Source organism: Nocardiopsis salina YIM 90010 (genome assembly GCF_000341025.1).
GTDB classification, from domain to species: Bacteria; Actinomycetota; Actinomycetes; order Streptosporangiales; family Streptosporangiaceae; genus Nocardiopsis; species Nocardiopsis salina.
The window spans coordinates 1-16,717 of the sequence record NZ_ANBF01000042.1 but is presented as its reverse complement, the minus strand read 5'-3'; the positions used below and the strand labels follow the sequence as shown (position 1 = coordinate 16,717).

Below are 16,717 nucleotides of genomic sequence, written 5' to 3'. Positions count from 1 at the left end.
CCCCGGAGCCGCTCGGCTACTTCGTCTCCCCTCCCCCGATGACGGAGGAGCCCGAGTCGGTCGGGGCCCTGCACACGGCCATGGCCCAGATGTACTACCACTGGGGCTTCCACGCGTGGGCGTTCTACGCCCTGGTCGGCGGCGCCATCGCCTACGCCGCCTACCGCCGCGGCCGGTCCCTGCTCATGTCGTCGATCTTCCGGTCCCTGTTCGGGCAGCGGCTCTCCGAGGGTTTCGCCGGAAAGCTCGTCGACGTCTTCGCGATCATCGCGACCCTCTTCGGCACCGCCGCCGCCCTCGGTATCGCGGCGATGCAGATCGGCGCCGGCGTCAGCCTCGTCTCGGGCGCCGGCGAGTTCACCAACCGCGCCCTGGTCGTCATCATCGCGATCCTGACCATCGCGTTCGTCGTCTCGGCCGTCTCGGGTGTGGCCCGCGGGATCCGTTACCTGTCGAACGTCAACATCGTGCTCACGATCGGCATGGTCGCGATCGTGTTCTTCGCGGGCCCCTCGCTGTTCCTCTTGAACCTGCTCCCCTCGGCGGTCATGGAGTACATCGGGTCCCTGTTCGACATGATGGGCCGCTCACTCTCGTGGGGCTCCGAGACGCAGGAGTTCCAGTCCGAGTGGACCGTCTACTACTGGGCCTGGTGGATCTCCTGGTCACCGTTCGTGGGCATCTTCCTCGCTCGCATCTCCCGCGGCCGCAGCATCCGCCAGTTCATCCTCGGTACGATCCTCATCCCCTCGTCGCTGCTCTTCATCGCCTACGCGGTGATGGGCGGTACCTCCATCCGGATGTACCAGGACGGCGCGGACGGCCTCAGCGGTGACACCCCGCCGCCCGAGGTGCTCTTCTCTGTCATCGGGAACCTGCCTTACATCGGGTGGCTGCCGTACGTCGTCATCCTGGTGCTGGCGATCTTCTTCGTCACCGCCGCCGACTCCGCGTCGGTCGTGATGGGCATGCTCACCACACAGGGCGATCAGAAGCCCCGCCGCTGGGTGGTCGTCTTCTGGGGCCTGGTCATGTCGGGCATCGCGATCGTGATGCTGCTCCTCGGTGATGCGATGGCCCTGGAAGGCCTGCAACAACTCGTCATCGTCACGGCGGTGCCGTTCGCCCTCGTCCTGCTCGCCGCCATCGTCGCCTGGTTCAAGGAGCTGCGCACCGATCCCCTCGCGCTGCGCATGCACTACGTCGAGACCGCGGTGAACAACGCCGTGACCGAGGGCGTGGAACGCTACGGCGACGACTTCTCTCTGAAGGTCGTCGAGTCCAGTCCGGGCAACGGTGCCGGCGCCGACATCGACTCCACCGACGAGAGTTACACCGGTTGGTACCAGCGCACCAACGAGGAGGGCGAACCGGTCGACTACGACTTCGGGACCGGTGAGTGGGCCGACGGCTACGACGCGGTCACCGGCGAGATCTGCGAGACCGCGGACCCCGAGACCGGGGCGTGCGCCGGAGACGATCCCGATGCCGATCCGGATCCCGGGGCCGAGCGTGAGCGGCGCTGACGGCTCCGGGCCCCGGCCCGACCGGTCAGCCGGCGTCGACGGCCAGGCGGAAACCGGTGTGACCGAGGCTGGTGTCCGCGGTCACCGCGGTCCGCGCCGAGGTGCGGTACCGGCGGCAGTACGACGCGTGGCACATGTACGACCCTCCGCGCACCACGGGGCGCGGGTCGTCGGGGCCGAAGACGCCACCGGTCCACTCCCACACGTTGCCGGTGGTGTTGTACAGGCCGTAGCCGTTGGGCTCGAACGAGTCCACGGCCACGGTGCCGACCGGACCGGTCGGCCCGTCCGGGAACCGGCCGGGGAAGGTGTTCATGCGCACCTGCCCGCCCGGTTCCCGTTCCCCGCCCCAAGGGAAGGGCTGCTGTTCGAGGCCGCCGCGGGAAGCGAACTCCCACTCGGCCTCGGACGGCAGCCGGGCCCCGACCCACGCGGCGTAGGCGTTCGCGTCCCGCTGCGACACGTGGGTGACGGGGTGACGGCCGCGCGGCTCGGCCGAGGATCCGGGCCCCTCGGGCCTGTGCCAGCAGGCGCCCCGGACCTGGCGCCACCACGGTGTCGCCTCCACGGTCGGGGCACGGTCGCGCAGTGTCTCGGGCAGCAGGCCCTGGAACACGAGGGAGTCCCCGTGCTTCTCGGCGTCGGTGCGGTACCCGGTGTCGAGCACGAACGCGGCGAACTCGGCCACGGTCACGGTCGTGGGCGCTATGGCGAACGGCGCCACGTGCACCTCGCGCACCGGGCCCTCGCCGTCCTCGGGGTAGGCGAACCGGTCGGTGCTGCCCATGAGGAACGGTCCACCGGCCAGACCGACCATGCGCAGTTCACCGCCGGCGGCAGCGGCCAGGCGTTCCAGCATCGCTGCACCGGCGGCCCCCGGGTCCCCCGGCCGCGGGCCGGCCGTCTCGCGCGCGGGACCACAGCAACCCATTCGAACCCCTTTGTTCCGTCCTCAGAAAGGAAGACTCATGACTCGGAATCGGCCGAACATCATCGTCGTCCAGGCCGACCAGATGGCGGCGCAGGCCCTCGGTGCCTACGGTGACGAGGCTGCGCGCACACCCAACATGGACGCGCTGGCCGATGAGGGGGCGGTGTTCGATCGGGCGTACTGTAACACCCCGCTGTGCGCGCCCTCGCGTGCGTCGATGATGACCGGGCGCATGCCCTCGGAGATCGACTGCTACGACAACGGGGACGACTTCGCNCCGCCCTTCGCTCACCGGCTGCGGGCGGTCGGCTACCACACGGCGCTGGTCGGGCGGATGCACTTCATCGGCCCGGACCAGCAGCACGGGTTCGAGGAGCGCCTGACCACCGACGTCTACCCGGCCGACCTGGACATGGTGCCCGACTGGGACCGCCCGCTGAAGGACCGGCTCCAGTGGTACCACGACGCCGACGCGGTCTTCACCGCCGGTGTCTCGAAGGCCACGGTGCAGCAGGACTTCGACGACGAGGTCGGGTTCCGCACCTTGCGCCACCTCAACGACCGGGTGCGCGCGAACCAGGCAGCAGGCGAGGACCAGCCGTTCCTGATGGTCTCCTCGTTCATCCACCCGCACGACCCGTACGAGCCGCCGCGCGAGCACTGGGACCGGTTCGCCGACGTGGAGATCCCCGACCCGGCCCACCCGGAGCTGCCCGACCCGGAACAGGACCCGCACAGCCACCGTCTGCGCACGATGAGCGGGTTCGACCGGCGCGACCCGGGCATCGACGAGGTCCGCCGGGCCCGCCGCGCGTACTACGCGGCGGTGAGTTACATCGACGACCACGTGGGGCGCATCCGCGACCGGGTCGAGGAGCTGGGCCTGGCCGACAACACCGTCATCGTCGTGACCAGCGACCACGGGGACATGCTCGGTGAGAAGGGCCTCTGGTACAAGATGTCGCCGTACGAGCAGTCCTCGCGCGTCCCGATGATCGTGTACGGGCCCGAGCACCTCGTGCCGCGCGGCCGCTTCGCCAACCCGGTGAGCCTGGTCGACCTCATGCCCACCCTGCTGGAGCTCTCCGGGGCGCCCTCCGCAGAGGAGCAGGCAGGCCGTTCGCTGCTGGAGTCCGCACGCCTGGAGTGCGCGGGCGACGTGGCGGCCGAGGACCGCGACGTCGTCATCGAGTACCTGGCCGAGGGCACGGTGCGGCCGCAGCTGACGATCGTGCGGGGCGACCTGAAGTACGTGCTGTGCCCGGGTGACCCGGAGCAGCTCTTCGACCTGGCGGCCGACCCGGACGAGCTGCGTAACCGTGCGGCGGACCCGGCCTACGCCGAGCGTGTGAAGGAGCTGCGGTCGGCGTTGGAGGCACGCTACGACGTCCCGGGGCTGGAGGAGAAGGTGCGCGCGAGCCAGTCGAGCCGTCGCCTGGTCGCCGAGGCACTGCAGAACGGGCGCGTGCGGGGTTGGGACTACGAGCCCGAGCCGGAGAACCGCTACGTACGGGGCGACTTCTGGAACGCTCTGGGCCACGGCAAGATCGCCGACCCGTCGAGGTGACGGGCGTGCCGGGCCGTGCCCGCCCCGTGGGGTGATCACGGTGGGCGCGGCCCGGCATCCCCTTCGCGTCGGCCCACCGGAACGGGTCGGGGTGCCGCGCGCTCGCTCATGCGGTGGTCCCCTCTTCAGGGCACTCGGTGTCGAGGTCGGGCACCGGGGTGAGACTCGCCGAGAAGCGGGGCACCTTCGTGAGCCCGTGCTCCCGGTCCCACAGGAGGTCGACGTCGTCCGTGCCGACGAAGTACAGCAGGGGCCGGTCGGTGGTCAACGGCGGCCCGATCCTGCTCACCGGGTCCTCCTCGGGCACCGCGCACACGACGGAGGGCTGCACCCCGGCGTGGCCGAGCGGGCCACCGCCCTCGTCCCGGTAGTGGGCGACGTGTTCGGCACCGACCTGGACGCTCCGTTCCAGGGGCACGCTCATGGCGGTGAGCAGCAGCTGCAAGGACACGAGCCCGTACAGGGAGACGAAGCTGACCGACACCAGCCCGGGCAAGAGCCCCACCCCGCGTCGACCCACGTGGAAGTACCGGAGGAGGCCGAACACGCCGAGGGAGAGCAGGAGTGCGGACAGCACCGGCGGCAGGGCGTCCGACAGGGCGAAGAGCCGGCCGGCGGCGCCGGTGGGCGTCACCTCCCCCGGTGTGATCCCGAAGGCCTCCAGGTAGGTGTCGTGGCTGGAGTTGCTCAGGGCGACCGCCAAGGGTGTGGCCAGAGCGGTCAGTGCGACGGGGAGCCACGTGTTGATCCGGCCTTCCGGAACACGGCGGAACATCTGCCACAGCCCGAAGAGGCAGGGGATGGCGACCAGGATCCCGATGAGAAGCCACCTCGGCACCCCTTCGGGCATCCACAGGGCGGTGTAGAGGCCGAGGAACAGCGCTCCGGCCGCGATCAGGGCCCCTACGGCGAGCAGAAAGCGCCAGTCGTTCCAGGGGTCCAGCTCGGCCGGTCCGGTGCCGGGGGGCGGGGTGTCCGGCGGCCCGACCACCATGAGCCCTTCCGGCGGGCCGGCCCCGGGGTTGCGTTCCGCGAAATCGGCCAGCCTCGACGTCGCCTCGACCAGTGAAGTGGCTTCGATCGATCCCCGGGACCGCCAAGCCATCAGGCCCCGGGCAGGGGCTGCGATCCACTCCTGTTCGGGCATCCGCCCCCGGGGCATCACCAGGTACCTGCGGGACGGGGACGAGCGCCGCAGGAGCCGGGCCGCGCACACGACCCGGGCGTTCGACCCGGCCTTGTCGAGCGCGCGGTGGCACTCGGCCAGAGCCACCCCGGTGGCGCCCAGCGCGGCACCGGAGACCGCGATGTGCACCTCGAACCGCCCCTGACCCACCCTCCGGGTCTGCCACGGCCGACCCTGCACCACTGCGAGGAAGGCCGCTTCGTCGCGCGGTTCGACCTCCACTCCGATGCGCACCACATGGTCGTAGTGGCCGGGGAGCTCGCCCTTCAACGGTTCAGGGGCGGGGGTCTCGGGAGCGGACGACTCGGGAGTGGGCGTGCCGGGCGCACCGGAGGGCCGCGGATCGCGCCGACACCGGCGACCGCGTTGGAAGAAACGCATACGAACCTCGTCTGCTGGGGCTCCGGAGAGCCTACTGCGCCCGGCGGACGGGCCCGNNNGGTTCCTATTCCCCCCCGCCGACCTCGAGCCCTTCGGCGAAGTGGCAGGCGCTCGGATGGTCGGATCCCGGCCGTACCGTCAGCTCCGGGGCCTCGGTGGAGCAGATCTCCTCGGCCTTCCAACAGCGGGTGCGGAAACGGCACCCCGACGGTGGGTCGGCCGGGCTGGGCACGTCGCCGGAGAGCAGGATCCGCTGTCTCGAATCCCTCCCGACCGGGGTCGGGTTGGGCACCGCCGACAGCAGGGCCTGGGTGTACGGGTGGCCGGCGTGCTCGTAGATCTCGGTGTCGGTACCGGATTCCACGAAGCGGCCCAGGTACATCACCGAGACACGGTCGGAGATGTGGCGCACCACCGACAGGTCGTGTGCGATGAAGACGTAGGCGAGACCGAACTCCTTCTGGAGTTTGATGAGCAGGTTGATGACCTGCGCCTGGATGGACACGTCCAGGGCCGACACCGGCTCGTCGCACACCAGGATGCGGGGACGCAGCGCCAGAGCCCGTGCGATCCCGATGCGTTGCCTCTGCCCGCCGGAGAACTGGTGCGGGTAGCGGTTGATGTGCTCCGGGTTGAGCCCGACCACCTCGAGGAGTTCCTGGGCGCGCCCCCGCCGCTGGGCTGCCGGCAGCACGTCGCCGTGGATCTCGAACGGTTCGCAGATGATGTCGCCGACGGTCATCCGCGGGTTCAGCGAAGTGTAGGGGTCCTGGAAGATCATCTGGATGTCGCGGCGCATGCGCTTGGCACCACGCCGGTCCAGTTCCGTGATGTCCTGCCCCTGCACCTTGATCGAGCCCGAGGTGGGACTTTCCAGGCCGATCAGCATCTTGGCGAGCGTGGACTTGCCGGACCCGCTCTCCCCGACCACGCCCAGGGTCTCCCCCGGGCGCAGGTCGAAGCTCACCCCGTCCACGGCCTGCACGGCGCCGTACGAGCGCTGGAACAGGATCCCGCGGGTGATGGGATAGTGCTTGACCAGGTCGCGTACCTCCAGGACCGGTTCGGCCGACGTCGCCGGGCCGCGCTCACCGCTCTNCCCCCGCCGATGTCGTGCAGCGGCGGGTCCTCGGTCAGGCACGCGTCCGTACGGAAACGGCAGCGCGGGTGGAAGGCGCAACCCGACGGCCTGTGGAGCAGATCCGGCGGCGTGCCGGGGATCGAGTACAGGTCGCCGCCCTTCTGGTCCAGCCGTGGGATGGATTCCAACAGGCCCTTGGTGTAGGGGTGCGCGGGTGAGGCGTAGGCCTCGAACACCCCCGCCCGTTCCATGACCCGGCCGGCGTACATCACCGCGGTGCGGTCGGCGATGTCGGCGACCACGCCGAGGTCGTGGGTGATGAGGATCAGCCCCATGGCGCTGTCCTCCTGGAGTTCGGCGAGCAGCTCCATGATCTGGGCCTGCACCGTCACGTCCAGGGCCGTGGTGGGCTCGTCGGCGATGAGCACCTCCGGATCCAGCGCGATCGCCATCGCGATCATGATGCGCTGACGCATCCCGCCGGAGAACTGGTGCGGGAAGTCGTCGACGCGCTTGGCCGCGGCGGGGATGTGCACCCGGTCCATCAGCTCGATCGCCCGCTTCTTGGCCTCCCGGCGGGAGGTGCCCCGGTGGACCCGGAACATCTCGGCGATCTGCCAGCCGACGGAGAAGACCGGGTTCAGCGCCGACAGGGCGTCCTGGAAGATCATGGAGATCTTCTGCCCCCGGATCGCACGCCGTTCGGGCGCGGAGAGTCCGAGCAGGTCGGTCCCGCGGTAACGGACCGCACCGCCCGCGATGACCGCCGGGGGCATGTCGAGGATGCCCATGATGGTCTGCGCGGTCACGCTTTTCCCGGAGCCCGACTCACCGAGGACGGCCAGCGTCTCCCGGTGGTCCACACTGAAGCTCACACCGTCGACGGCCTTGAGCACGCCCGCGCGGGTGTGGAACTCGACCTCGAGGTCCTCCACCTCCAGCAGGGGGACGGAGGAGTCACCCGAGTCCCTGTTCTGCAGGGTCACTGCTTCACAACTCCTATCTGAGCTTCGGGTCGAGGGCATCGCGGACGGCATCGCCCAACATGACGAAGGCCAGGACCGTGACGCACAGGAACGCGGTGGGGAAGGCCGTCAGGAAGAAGGCCTGGCGGATGTAGTCGCCGGCCTCGGAGATGGCCACGCCCCAGGAGACCACCGGCGGCCGCAGTCCGACGCCCAGGAAGGACAGGGTGGCCTCGGCGCTGATGAAGGTGGCGACCATGAGCGATCCGTAGACGATCACCGGTGCCATGACGTTGGGCAGCAGGTGCCGGAACATGATCCGGAAGGGGCCCGCACCGAGTGCCTTCGCCGCCTGCACGTAGTCGGCGTGTTTGACGGCGTAGGCGGCAGACCGGGCGATCCGGGCCACCAAGGGCCACGACAACAGCGTCAGTGTTCCCACGACCAGCGTGATGACGAGTACCGGCCCTGCCCCGCTCTGGGCGCCGGCGAAGGTGGTCAGGATGATGATCGCGCCCAGCACGAACGGCAGGCCGAGCAGGATCTCCCCGAGCCGGGAGATCACGGTGTCGGCCCATCCGCCGAGGTAGGCGGCCAGGATCCCCAGCACCCCGCCGATGAGCGTGGTCACGAGGGTGGCGGCGAGCCCGACGATGATCGAGGCCCGCGCCCCGTGGACCGTGCGGGCGAACACGTCGCGTCCCTGCCGGTCCAGTCCGAACCAGTGCTCGGAGCTGGGCTCCTCCATGCTGCGGCTGAGGTCCGCCACGTGCGGGTCCACCCGGGTGAAGAGGGTGGGGAAGGCGGCCATCAGGATGAACAGGAGGATCAGGACCGACGAGATCCAGAAGATCGGCCGGCCCTTCAACTCGTCCCAGGCGTCGTCCCAGAGCCCGCGTGGCCGGGTACTGGTACTCACCTGGGCCGGCTGCTCACTCATATCGGATCCTTGGGTCGAGGAGGCCATAGATCAAGTCGACGACCAGGTTGGCGAGGATGTAGATCAGGACGAAGAGCGTGGCGACCGGGACCACCACGGTCGAGTCCAGCCGCATGACGTGGTCGTAGACCAGTCCGCCCAGTCCGTTGATGTTGAAGATGCCTTCGGTGACCACCGCGCCGACCATGAGCGTGCCCAGGTCCAGGCCGATCAGGGTGATGATCGGGATCATGGAGTTGCGCAGCAGGTGGACGCCGATGACACGGTGCGGCGGCATGCCCTTGGCGATCGCGGTCCGCACGTAATCGGCGCGGAGGTTCTCGGCGATGGTCGTACGCGCCAGCCTGGCGAGGATCGCTGTCGTGGTCGTGGCGATCACGATTCCGGGCACGATGAGCTCGCCCCAGGTCGCCTCACCCGAGACCGACGGCGTGATGATCCCCCACTGCACCCCGAGCAGCCACTGCAGGAACCTGCCCAGAACGAAGGTCGGGATGGACAGCGCCAGCAGGGTGCTGACGAAGACCAGGTTGTCGAAGAAGCTGTTCCGGCGCAGACCGGACAGCACGCCGGCGACTACACCGATGACGACCTCGAAGGCGAGTGCGACCAGCGCCAGGCGCAGAGTGATCGGTGCCGCCTGGGCGATCAGATCGGTGACGGGGACCATGTTGTAGGTCAGCCCGAGATCGCCCTGGAGCATGTTGGCGATGTAGTGCCCGTACTGCACGAGCAGGGGTTCGTCCAGGCGGAACTGTTCGTTCATCGCATTGACGAACGCGTCGGGGCAGGCCCGGTCGCCGCACCGCCCGGCGAACGGGTCCCCGGGGAGCTGCCAGACCACCACGTAGATCAGGAAGGTGGTCCCGAAGAGCACGGGGACGGCCTGGAGCAGGCGCCGCAGGAGATAACGGCCCATGGTGTCCTCTCACATGCGGGCGGAGCGCCCGGGAGGCCGGACGCTCCGCCGCGTATTACCGCGTCTCGCTGGTCACTGCACCGTGAGGCGCTCGTAGACCGGGACACCGAAGGGGTTGACCTCCATGTTGTCCATCCGATCCGAGTAGCCGGAGATGGTGCGGCCCGCGAAGATCGGGATGGTGGGCATGTCCTCGGCGAGAACTCGCTCGGCCTCCTGGTACAGCTCGTTGGCCTCGTCCTCGTCGGAGCTCTGCTTGGCCTCGGCGACCAACTCGTCGAACTCCTCGTTGCTGTAGTCGCCGTCGTTGGAGGCGGCACCGGTGACGAACAGCGGGCTCAGGAAGTTCTCCAGGTGCGGGTAGTCCATCTGCCAACCGGTACGCAGGATGCCGTCGTACTCCCGGTTGTTGATGTTCTCGCGGAACTCACCGAAGGTCGGGACCGGGACGGCGTTGGCCTCGAGGCGGCCCTCGAACACCTGGTTCCAGTTCGTGACGACGGCCTCGACCCACTCCCGGTGCTCGGCGTCGTCGTTGAAGTAGAAGTCGACCTCTTCGGGGACCTCGAAGCCGCCGTCCTCGGCCTCGTCCAGGAGCTCGTTGGCGCGGTCCGGGTCGTAGGTGCAGTACTCGCCGCAGGCGTCGTCCTGGTAACCGACGGCGGCACCGGTGGCCCAGCCGTCGGCGGCCTCCTGGCCGTCGTTGAAGATCTGTTCGGCGAGCTCGTCGCGATCGACCGCCATCGACAGCGCCTGGCGGAACGTCGGGTCGTCGTACCCGTCCGCCTCCGTGGTGATGGTCGCGCTGTAGGTCAGGCCCGATTCCTGGTCGATGTAGCGGTCCTCGAGGTCGTCCTGGTAGACGTCCCCGGCCAGCGCGGCCGGGGTCAGCCGGGTCATGATGTCGAGGTTTCCGGAGATGAGGTCCTGGTAGGCGGTGTCCTGGTTGTCGTACATCCGCCACTGGATGGACTCGACCTGGCCGGGCTCGTCACCCGGGAAGTCGTCCCAGCGGTCGACGGTGATCTCCTCGTTGTCGGTCCAGGAGGAGAACTCGTAGGGGCCGTTGCCGACCGGCTCGGAGCCGAAGGCCTCGGGGTCGTCGTAGAAGGAGTCGGGCAGCGGCGAGTAGACCGTGTACCCGAGCTGGAACGGCCAGTCCGCGAACGGCTCGTCGAGCGTGACCTCGAAGGTGTGGTCGTCGATGAGCTCCAGGCCCGACATCTCGTCGGTCTCCGGCTCGGCGTCCTCGTCCTCGGGGTTGAGGTCCTCGTAGCCCTCGATGTCCTCGAACCAGTAGTTGTTCACGAACCCGTTGGGACCGTAGGCGGAGTAGTTCCACGCGTCCACGAAATGGCGCGCCTCCAGGTCGGTGCCGTCGTGGAACGACCAGTCGTCCCGGATGGTGATGGTGAAGGTCTGGTCGTCGTCGGTCTCGATGGACTCGGCGATGTGCTCCTCGGGTTCAGCGGTGTCGGGGTCGTACCGCATGAGCTTGGCGAAGAGGGCATCGAGGATGTCGCCGCCGTAGACCTCGTTGGTGTTCCCGGGGACCAGCGGATTCTCCGGCTGACCGCCGTCGATGGTCACCGGCCCTTCCGCCTGGCCCTCGTCTCCGGACCCACCACATGCCGTGAGCAGGAGCGTCACCGACAAAGTCGCAGGTAGGAACAGGCGAGATCGCGGGACTGGCATTGTCGAGCGCCTCCTTCAGCGCAGGGGATATCAACCGACATAGTTTCCCTGGCCTGCAAAAATGTTCAATACTTTGACGGTTGCATTTAAGTAACACACCCGGGATTCTTCATGTTGTTCCTCTGCGTGAAAAGGGCGGGACCAGGGGTGACATCTACGGCCGTCGCCCGGCCACATGTGGCCACGGATTCTGCACCGGAAGGGGACGAGCGCGGTTCCGGCCGGCATCAGGATGCGGCCCGCACCTCACCCGCGCCGAGAAGGCCCCATGCAACCCGGCCCTTCTCCGCCCGGCCCGAACACTTCTCCCGGGCGGACCCCCGCTCCGAAGCCGGTGCGTGCCCTGAGCGTGCTGCTCTGGATCTCCGCCGCTCTCTCCTCGGCCGTCTTCGCGCCCTTCCTGACCATCGTGCCGTTGGAGCAGGGCGGGCCCGAACACGTGATCCGGTTCTCGTTCTGCCACACCGTCGTGGATCTGCTCCTGGCCGTGCCGACCGCACCGATCACCCGCGACCGCCCCTGGGCGCGCAGAACGGCCAAGGTGCCCCCCGGCCCCACGGGCAACCACCGCAGAACGGGCCCTGGGGGCCGCCTCCCCGACAGTGACCGCGCACTCCGCACCTCCAGGTCGGGGCGCCCTTTCTGTGGGCCCGTAGCGGAACCCGTACAGAACGTAAGAATCGAACATGCGATATTTACATTCTGGTCATGTGCCACAGCAGCCCCGCCGGTAATCATGAGGGACATGCTTCACCCCCGGCGAAGGGCATATCCATGACCAGGAGAACTCCGACGCCCGTCACCACGACGCTCTGGACCCTCGTCATCATCGGCCTGGCGACACTGCAGTTCCCGGGCATCCTCTTCTACCACGACGTGACCGAACCCCGGATCCTCGGGATGCCGTTCATCTACGGCTTCAACCTGGTGATCTGGTTCGCGCTCTGCGTCGTCCTCTTCATCGCCTACAAGGTGCACTGGGGCAGACCCCGGCCCGGCGAACTCGACGGTGGACCCGACGGAAACGGGGACCGGGACGCCGGCGAGGGGGAATCGCTCCGATGACCGCCCAACACGTACTCGGCATCCTGGCGATCTCGGTGTTCCTGGCGGTGCCGCTGATCATCGGCGGACTCGCAGCACGCAGATCCACGGCCACCGCAGACGACTACTTCGTGCAGGGGCGCTCCATGGGATCGGTCGCGGTGTTCTTCACCGTCACCGCCACATGGTGGAGTGCCTTCGCCTTCCTCGGGTCCAACGCGAGCTTCTACCTCGACGGGCCGCTGTACTGGACGGCCCTGGTGTGGAACGTCTTCTTCGGGGTCATGTTCTACTGGATCGGCAAACGCGTCTGGTTCCACGGCAGACGCGGGAACTACGTGACCCCCCGGGACTTCTTCGTGGGCCTGTTCGGCTCACAGCGGCTGGGCACGTTCGTGGCGCTCGTCCTGCTGGTGTTCACCCTCCCCCACCTGCAGATCCAGCTCACCGGCGGCGCCTACCTGATGGAGGTCGCCTCCGACGGCGCGATCCCGTTCTGGCTCGGCGCGCTGCTCTTCTACCTGGTAATCATCGCCTACGTGTGGGCCGGCGGGGTGCGGGCGATCGCCTGGACCGACGTGTTCTACGGCGTCACGGTCTTCCTCGGGCTCATCGCCGCGGGCGTCTTCGTGGTCGGCGAGGTCGGCGGCATGGGCACGATGTTCGACCGCATCGAGCAGGTACGGCCCGACCACCTCGTGCTCGGCGACGGTGTGTGGATGACCTGGGTGGCGATGTTCCTCGTCACGCCCCTCGGCGCACTCATGGGGCCGCAGATGTGGACTCGGATGTATGCGACCAGGAGCGCGCGCATCTTCGACCTGATGCCGTTCCTCGTGGGACTCATGGCCTTCGCCTACATCGGTTCGATGCTCATCGGGAACTCAGCGGTCCTGCTGGACCCGGTCGTCGAGGAGGCCGACCAGGTGCTCCCTGCGGTGCTCTTGGAACACGCACCGCTGCTCCTGGCACTCGTGGTCATCGCTGCCGGCGCGGGCGCGGCGATGTCCACCGCAAATTCACAGGTGCACGCGATGAGCGCGAGTTACACGGTCGATTTCCACGAGCGCTACATCCAGCGCGACCTTCCCGAGAGGAAGAGGGTGTGGGTCGGACGGTGGGCGATCCTCGCCTTCTCCGCGCTCGCTTACGTCATGACTCTGTACGTCCCGGGGCTGCTCGTCACCATCGGTCTGGTGGCGTTCGCGGGTCTCGCGCAGGTCGTCGTTCCGACCGTCGGTGCCCTGTTCTGGGAACGCGCGAGCGTCGTCGGCGCCACCGCCGGGTTGGTCGTCGGTCTGGCCTCCCTCGCCGTTTTCACCGCCTTCCCCGGGTGGACGCCCGGGCCCTTCTCCGAGGGCGGCGGCGGGCTTCTGGCCCTGTTGCTGAACGCTGTCGTGTTCACCGCCGTCAGCCTGTGCACGAAACCCCGCGACGAGCGGATCCTGGCGATGCTGCGTTCACGCAAACACGATTTCGACCGGGAGAAATGGGAATCCGAGGACACGGCGGACTCGGGTGAACCCAGTGGCGGCCCCGGACTGCAAGGTGACCCTTCGTGACGGATCGAGGTACCCCGTGCCGAACACCCCCTCCACCGACGCCTTCGGCCTCGATGCCGAAGAGTTCCTCACCGACTTCCACCACACCACGCGCTACGGCGCCACCGACAACGGCGGAATCGACCGGCAGGCCGCGACCGTGCCGCACGGGGAGGTACGGGACTGGTTCGAGTCCCGGGCGGTGGAACGCGGGTTCGAGGTCCGCACCGACACGATCGGCAACGTCTTCGCGGTCAAGGAGTGGATCCCCGGGGCGCCGTACGTACTGGTCGGGTCGCACCTGGACAGCCAGCCGCTGGGCGGCCGCTTCGACGGGACCTACGGTGTGGTCTCGGCCCTGCACGCGGCGTCCGCGCTCGACCGGGCTGTGCGTGACGGGCGCCTGGTTCCGCAGGCCAACATCGCAGTCGTCGACTGGTTCAACGAGGAGGGCGCACGCTTTCCCCCGTCGATCATGGGCAGCTCGGTCTTCGTCGGGCTGCTGGAGCTCGAGACGGCGCTGCGCACCGTCGACCCCGCAGGGGTGACCGTCGCCGACGCGCTCGCCGACACCGGACGGGACGGCGAACCGGTCGACCTCCCGCTCGCGGGATATGCGGAGGTGCACATCGAGCAGGGCCGTCGACTGGAACGCGCAGGGATCCCCATCGGCGTGGTCGACCGCAGCTGGCACACCCAGAAATTGCTCGTGCGAGTCGTCGGGGAGCAGTCGCACACCGGCGCGACCCTCATGGCCGACCGCAGGGACGCGCTCGTGGCCGCCTCGCACGTGGTCGTCATGGCGGAGGAGCTGGTCGAGGAGTTCACCCCGGAGACCATCGTCACCTCGGTCGGCAAGTTCGACGTCGAGCCGAACTCCCCCATCGTGGTTCCGCGCCGGGTGGACCTGGTCGTGGACCTGCGGGCCTCCGACCGGGGCGATGTGGTCCGCGCGCGGTCCCTGCTGCTGGAACGCATGGAGCGCCTGGCCGAGCGGCGCGGGGTGCGGATCGAGGCCGACGACTTCGACGTCCGTCCCGTCCAACCGTTCCCCCAGGACGCGATCGCCCTGGGCCAGGAGGCGGCCCGCGACGAGGGCATGGGCTCGGCAGTACTGAACACCCTGGCCGGCCACGACTCGGTGGCGCTGAACCGGGTCACGCCGACGGTGATGCTCTTCGTCCCGTCCGTCGACGGGGTCTCGCACTGCGAACGGGAGTTCACCTCCGACGAGGACCTCGTCAGCGGGCTCCGGGTGCTGACCAACGTGGCCGCCCGCATGGTGACCGGCGCACTGTCGCAGACCGAGCCCGGGGGCGAGCGCCCGCATGCCTGACGGACCGATGACGGCCACGGAGGCAGGCCGGATCGCCGCGCTCCCCGCGGTCGATGTCCTGCGCCTGTTCCGCTCCAAGGCACTGGCCCCGAGCGAGTACCTCGGGGTGCTGCTCGACCGGATCGCCGCCGACGCCCGGCACGAGCAGCCGCTCAACGCGTTCATGGAGGTGCTGGACGGGCCCGCGCGCGAGCAGGCGCGGGCGGCGGACACCTTCTACGCGCGGCACGGCAACGACGGCACCTTGGGCGCGGTGCTGATGGGGCTGCCGGTGGCCACCAAGGAGAAGCACGCGCTGGCGGGTCACTCGCACAGCCAGGGGATGCGGGCGCACGCCGGCGCGGTCGCCGGCGAGGACCACCCCGCTGTCGCGCGGATCCGGGCGGCCGGGGGTCTCGTGCACGGAAGGACCACCTCGCCGGAGTTCTCGTGTGCGACCGTGACGCACTCCCGGATGTGGGGCGTGACCCGCAACCCGTGGAACCGCGCGCTCTCACCCGGCGGATCGTCCGGCGGCGCGGCAGCAGCTCTGGCGGCCGGCATGACACCCCTGGCGACCGCGTCCGACATCGCCGGGTCCACGCGCCTGCCCGCCGCCTTCACCGGCAACGTCGGGTACAAGGGGCCGTACGGCACGGTTCCGGGGGCGGGGCCGTTCGCCGCGGACTGGTACCGGGGCGACGGCGCCATGGCCAGGACCGTGGCCGACACCGCTCTGCTGACCGACGTGATGCGCGGTCCGCACCCGTCCGACCACGCCACGGTGCCGTCGCGGGGGATCGCGGTCGCCACGGAGGAGCAGGCGCTGAGCACGTTGCAGGGGCGGCGGTTGGCCTACTCCCCCACGCTGGGGAACCATCCGGTCGAACGCGGGGTACTGCGGGAGGTCGAGCGTGCCGTCACCGCCCTCGAGGCTGCCGGGGCGGACGTCGTCGAGGTCGACCTGCCCTGGACCACCGAGGAACTCAGCGAGGTCGGCATGGCGCACTTCGGGCACCTGCTGGCCGAGGGGATGCGGTCCCTGTTGGCAGGTCAGGAGCACACCGCCGAGGCGTACACACTGCGCTTCATCGAGGCGGCCCGAGAGCACGCGGCCCGCCGCACGCTGTACGAGACCGTCGCCGCTGAACACCGGATCCAGGCGGACCTGGCGACCGCGCTACGAGGCGTCGACGCCCTGCTGACACCGGCCTCCGCGGTGCGGGCGTTGGCGGCCGACGGCCAGTACCTGGACGGGATCACGGTCACCGACCAGCCCGACGGGGCCGACCGCACCCTGGAGCACTACTGGCAGGCGCACATGGCCGTGCCCTTCAACATCGCCAACCGGTGCCCGGTGCTGTGCGTACCCGCCGGCGCGGCGGCCGCTGGGGCGACGGGCGCGGTTGAAGCCGGGGCGGCGGGCGCGGCCCCCGGTTTCCCGGTGGGCCTGCAGATCGTGGGTCATTCCTTCGACGAGACGACCGTCTTCGAAATCGGGCAGGCGGTCGAAAGCCTCGCCCGTAGGAGGGGACAGTGAGCCTCGTCCTGCGCAAGGTTGATAAACGTGTGGCCGGGTGGTGGGTGTTCTGTTGTGTTGCCTCGGGGGTGGTGGTTCGTCGGGGC

13 protein-coding genes are annotated in these 16,717 nt (G+C 69.2%); 6 read left to right on the top strand and 7 right to left on the bottom strand.

Features of this window, described 5'->3' with window-relative positions:
* The coding region (locus tag D474_RS27665; protein WP_040703073.1) for a BCCT family transporter at nt 1–1,526 on the top strand (1,526 nt) is incomplete at its 5' end.
* Between the two features lie 25 nt (nt 1,527–1,551).
* Here D474_RS27665 and D474_RS0104515 read toward each other — a convergent pair.
* Nucleotides 1,552–2,385 carry a formylglycine-generating enzyme family protein gene (locus tag D474_RS0104515; protein WP_017612408.1) on the bottom strand — a complete coding sequence of 278 codons (834 nt, stop codon included), beginning with the start codon at nt 2,383–2,385 and terminating at the stop codon, nt 1,552–1,554.
* Between D474_RS0104515 and betC the strand changes: the two genes are divergently transcribed.
* On the top strand, nt 2,312–4,024 hold the full coding sequence (gene betC, locus D474_RS0104510; protein ID WP_449289339.1) for a choline-sulfatase: 1,713 nt from the start codon (nt 2,312–2,314) through the stop codon (nt 4,022–4,024). The genes D474_RS0104515 and betC overlap by 74 nt on opposite strands.
* Before the next feature lie 106 nt (nt 4,025–4,130).
* On the opposite strand, the gene D474_RS0104505 is transcribed toward betC, so the two are convergent.
* The 6 genes from D474_RS0104505 to D474_RS27655 form a co-directional block, all read right to left on the bottom strand.
* Nucleotides 4,131–5,480 (bottom strand): hypothetical protein, encoded by a 1,350-nt coding sequence (locus D474_RS0104505; protein ID WP_017612406.1) that lies wholly within the window; start codon nt 5,478–5,480, stop codon nt 4,131–4,133.
* Between the two features lie 175 nt (nt 5,481–5,655).
* The gene (locus D474_RS0104500; protein WP_394296517.1) at nt 5,656–6,633 is read right to left on the bottom strand and encodes an ABC transporter ATP-binding protein; all 978 of its coding nucleotides are present in this window, start codon (nt 6,631–6,633) and stop codon (nt 5,656–5,658) included.
* Entirely contained in the window at nt 6,555–7,697 is a 1,143-nt protein-coding gene (locus tag D474_RS27660; protein ID WP_449289338.1) for an ABC transporter ATP-binding protein, read from the bottom strand. Before D474_RS27660 ends, D474_RS0104500 begins: the two co-directional genes overlap by 79 nt.
* Nucleotides 7,672–8,577 carry an ABC transporter permease gene (locus tag D474_RS0104490; RefSeq protein ID WP_017612403.1) on the bottom strand — a complete coding sequence of 302 codons (906 nt, stop codon included), beginning with the start codon at nt 8,575–8,577 and terminating at the stop codon, nt 7,672–7,674. The genes D474_RS27660 and D474_RS0104490 overlap by 26 nt, the downstream gene beginning before the upstream one ends.
* The gene (locus D474_RS0104485) at nt 8,570–9,496 is read right to left on the bottom strand and encodes an ABC transporter permease (protein WP_017612402.1); all 927 of its coding nucleotides are present in this window, start codon (nt 9,494–9,496) and stop codon (nt 8,570–8,572) included. The genes D474_RS0104490 and D474_RS0104485 overlap by 8 nt, the downstream gene beginning before the upstream one ends.
* A 72-nt stretch (nt 9,497–9,568) precedes the next feature.
* Nucleotides 9,569–11,086: a peptide ABC transporter substrate-binding protein gene (locus D474_RS27655; RefSeq protein WP_017612401.1), complete on the bottom strand. Its 1,518-nt coding sequence runs from the start codon at nt 11,084–11,086 to the stop codon at nt 9,569–9,571.
* 879 nt (nt 11,087–11,965) lie between these two features.
* Between D474_RS27655 and D474_RS27650 the strand changes: the two genes are divergently transcribed.
* The 4 genes from D474_RS27650 to D474_RS0104460 are packed head-to-tail and all read left to right on the top strand — an operon-like array spanning nt 11,966 to nt 16,631.
* The gene (locus D474_RS27650) at nt 11,966–12,256 is read left to right on the top strand and encodes a hypothetical protein (protein WP_017612400.1); all 291 of its coding nucleotides are present in this window, start codon (nt 11,966–11,968) and stop codon (nt 12,254–12,256) included.
* Nucleotides 12,253–13,797, top strand: coding sequence for a sodium:solute symporter family protein (locus D474_RS0104470; protein ID WP_017612399.1), 1,545 nt, complete (start codon nt 12,253–12,255; stop codon nt 13,795–13,797). Before D474_RS27650 ends, D474_RS0104470 begins: the two co-directional genes overlap by 4 nt.
* A gap of 16 nt (nt 13,798–13,813) precedes the next feature.
* Nucleotides 13,814–15,112, top strand: coding sequence for a M20 family metallo-hydrolase (locus D474_RS0104465; protein ID WP_040703069.1), 1,299 nt, complete (start codon nt 13,814–13,816; stop codon nt 15,110–15,112).
* Complete coding sequence (locus tag D474_RS0104460) at nt 15,105–16,631, top strand: amidase (protein ID WP_204367103.1); 1,527 nt, start codon at nt 15,105–15,107, stop codon at nt 16,629–16,631. The genes D474_RS0104465 and D474_RS0104460 overlap by 8 nt, the downstream gene beginning before the upstream one ends.
* Nucleotides 16,632–16,717 lie beyond the last annotated feature (86 nt).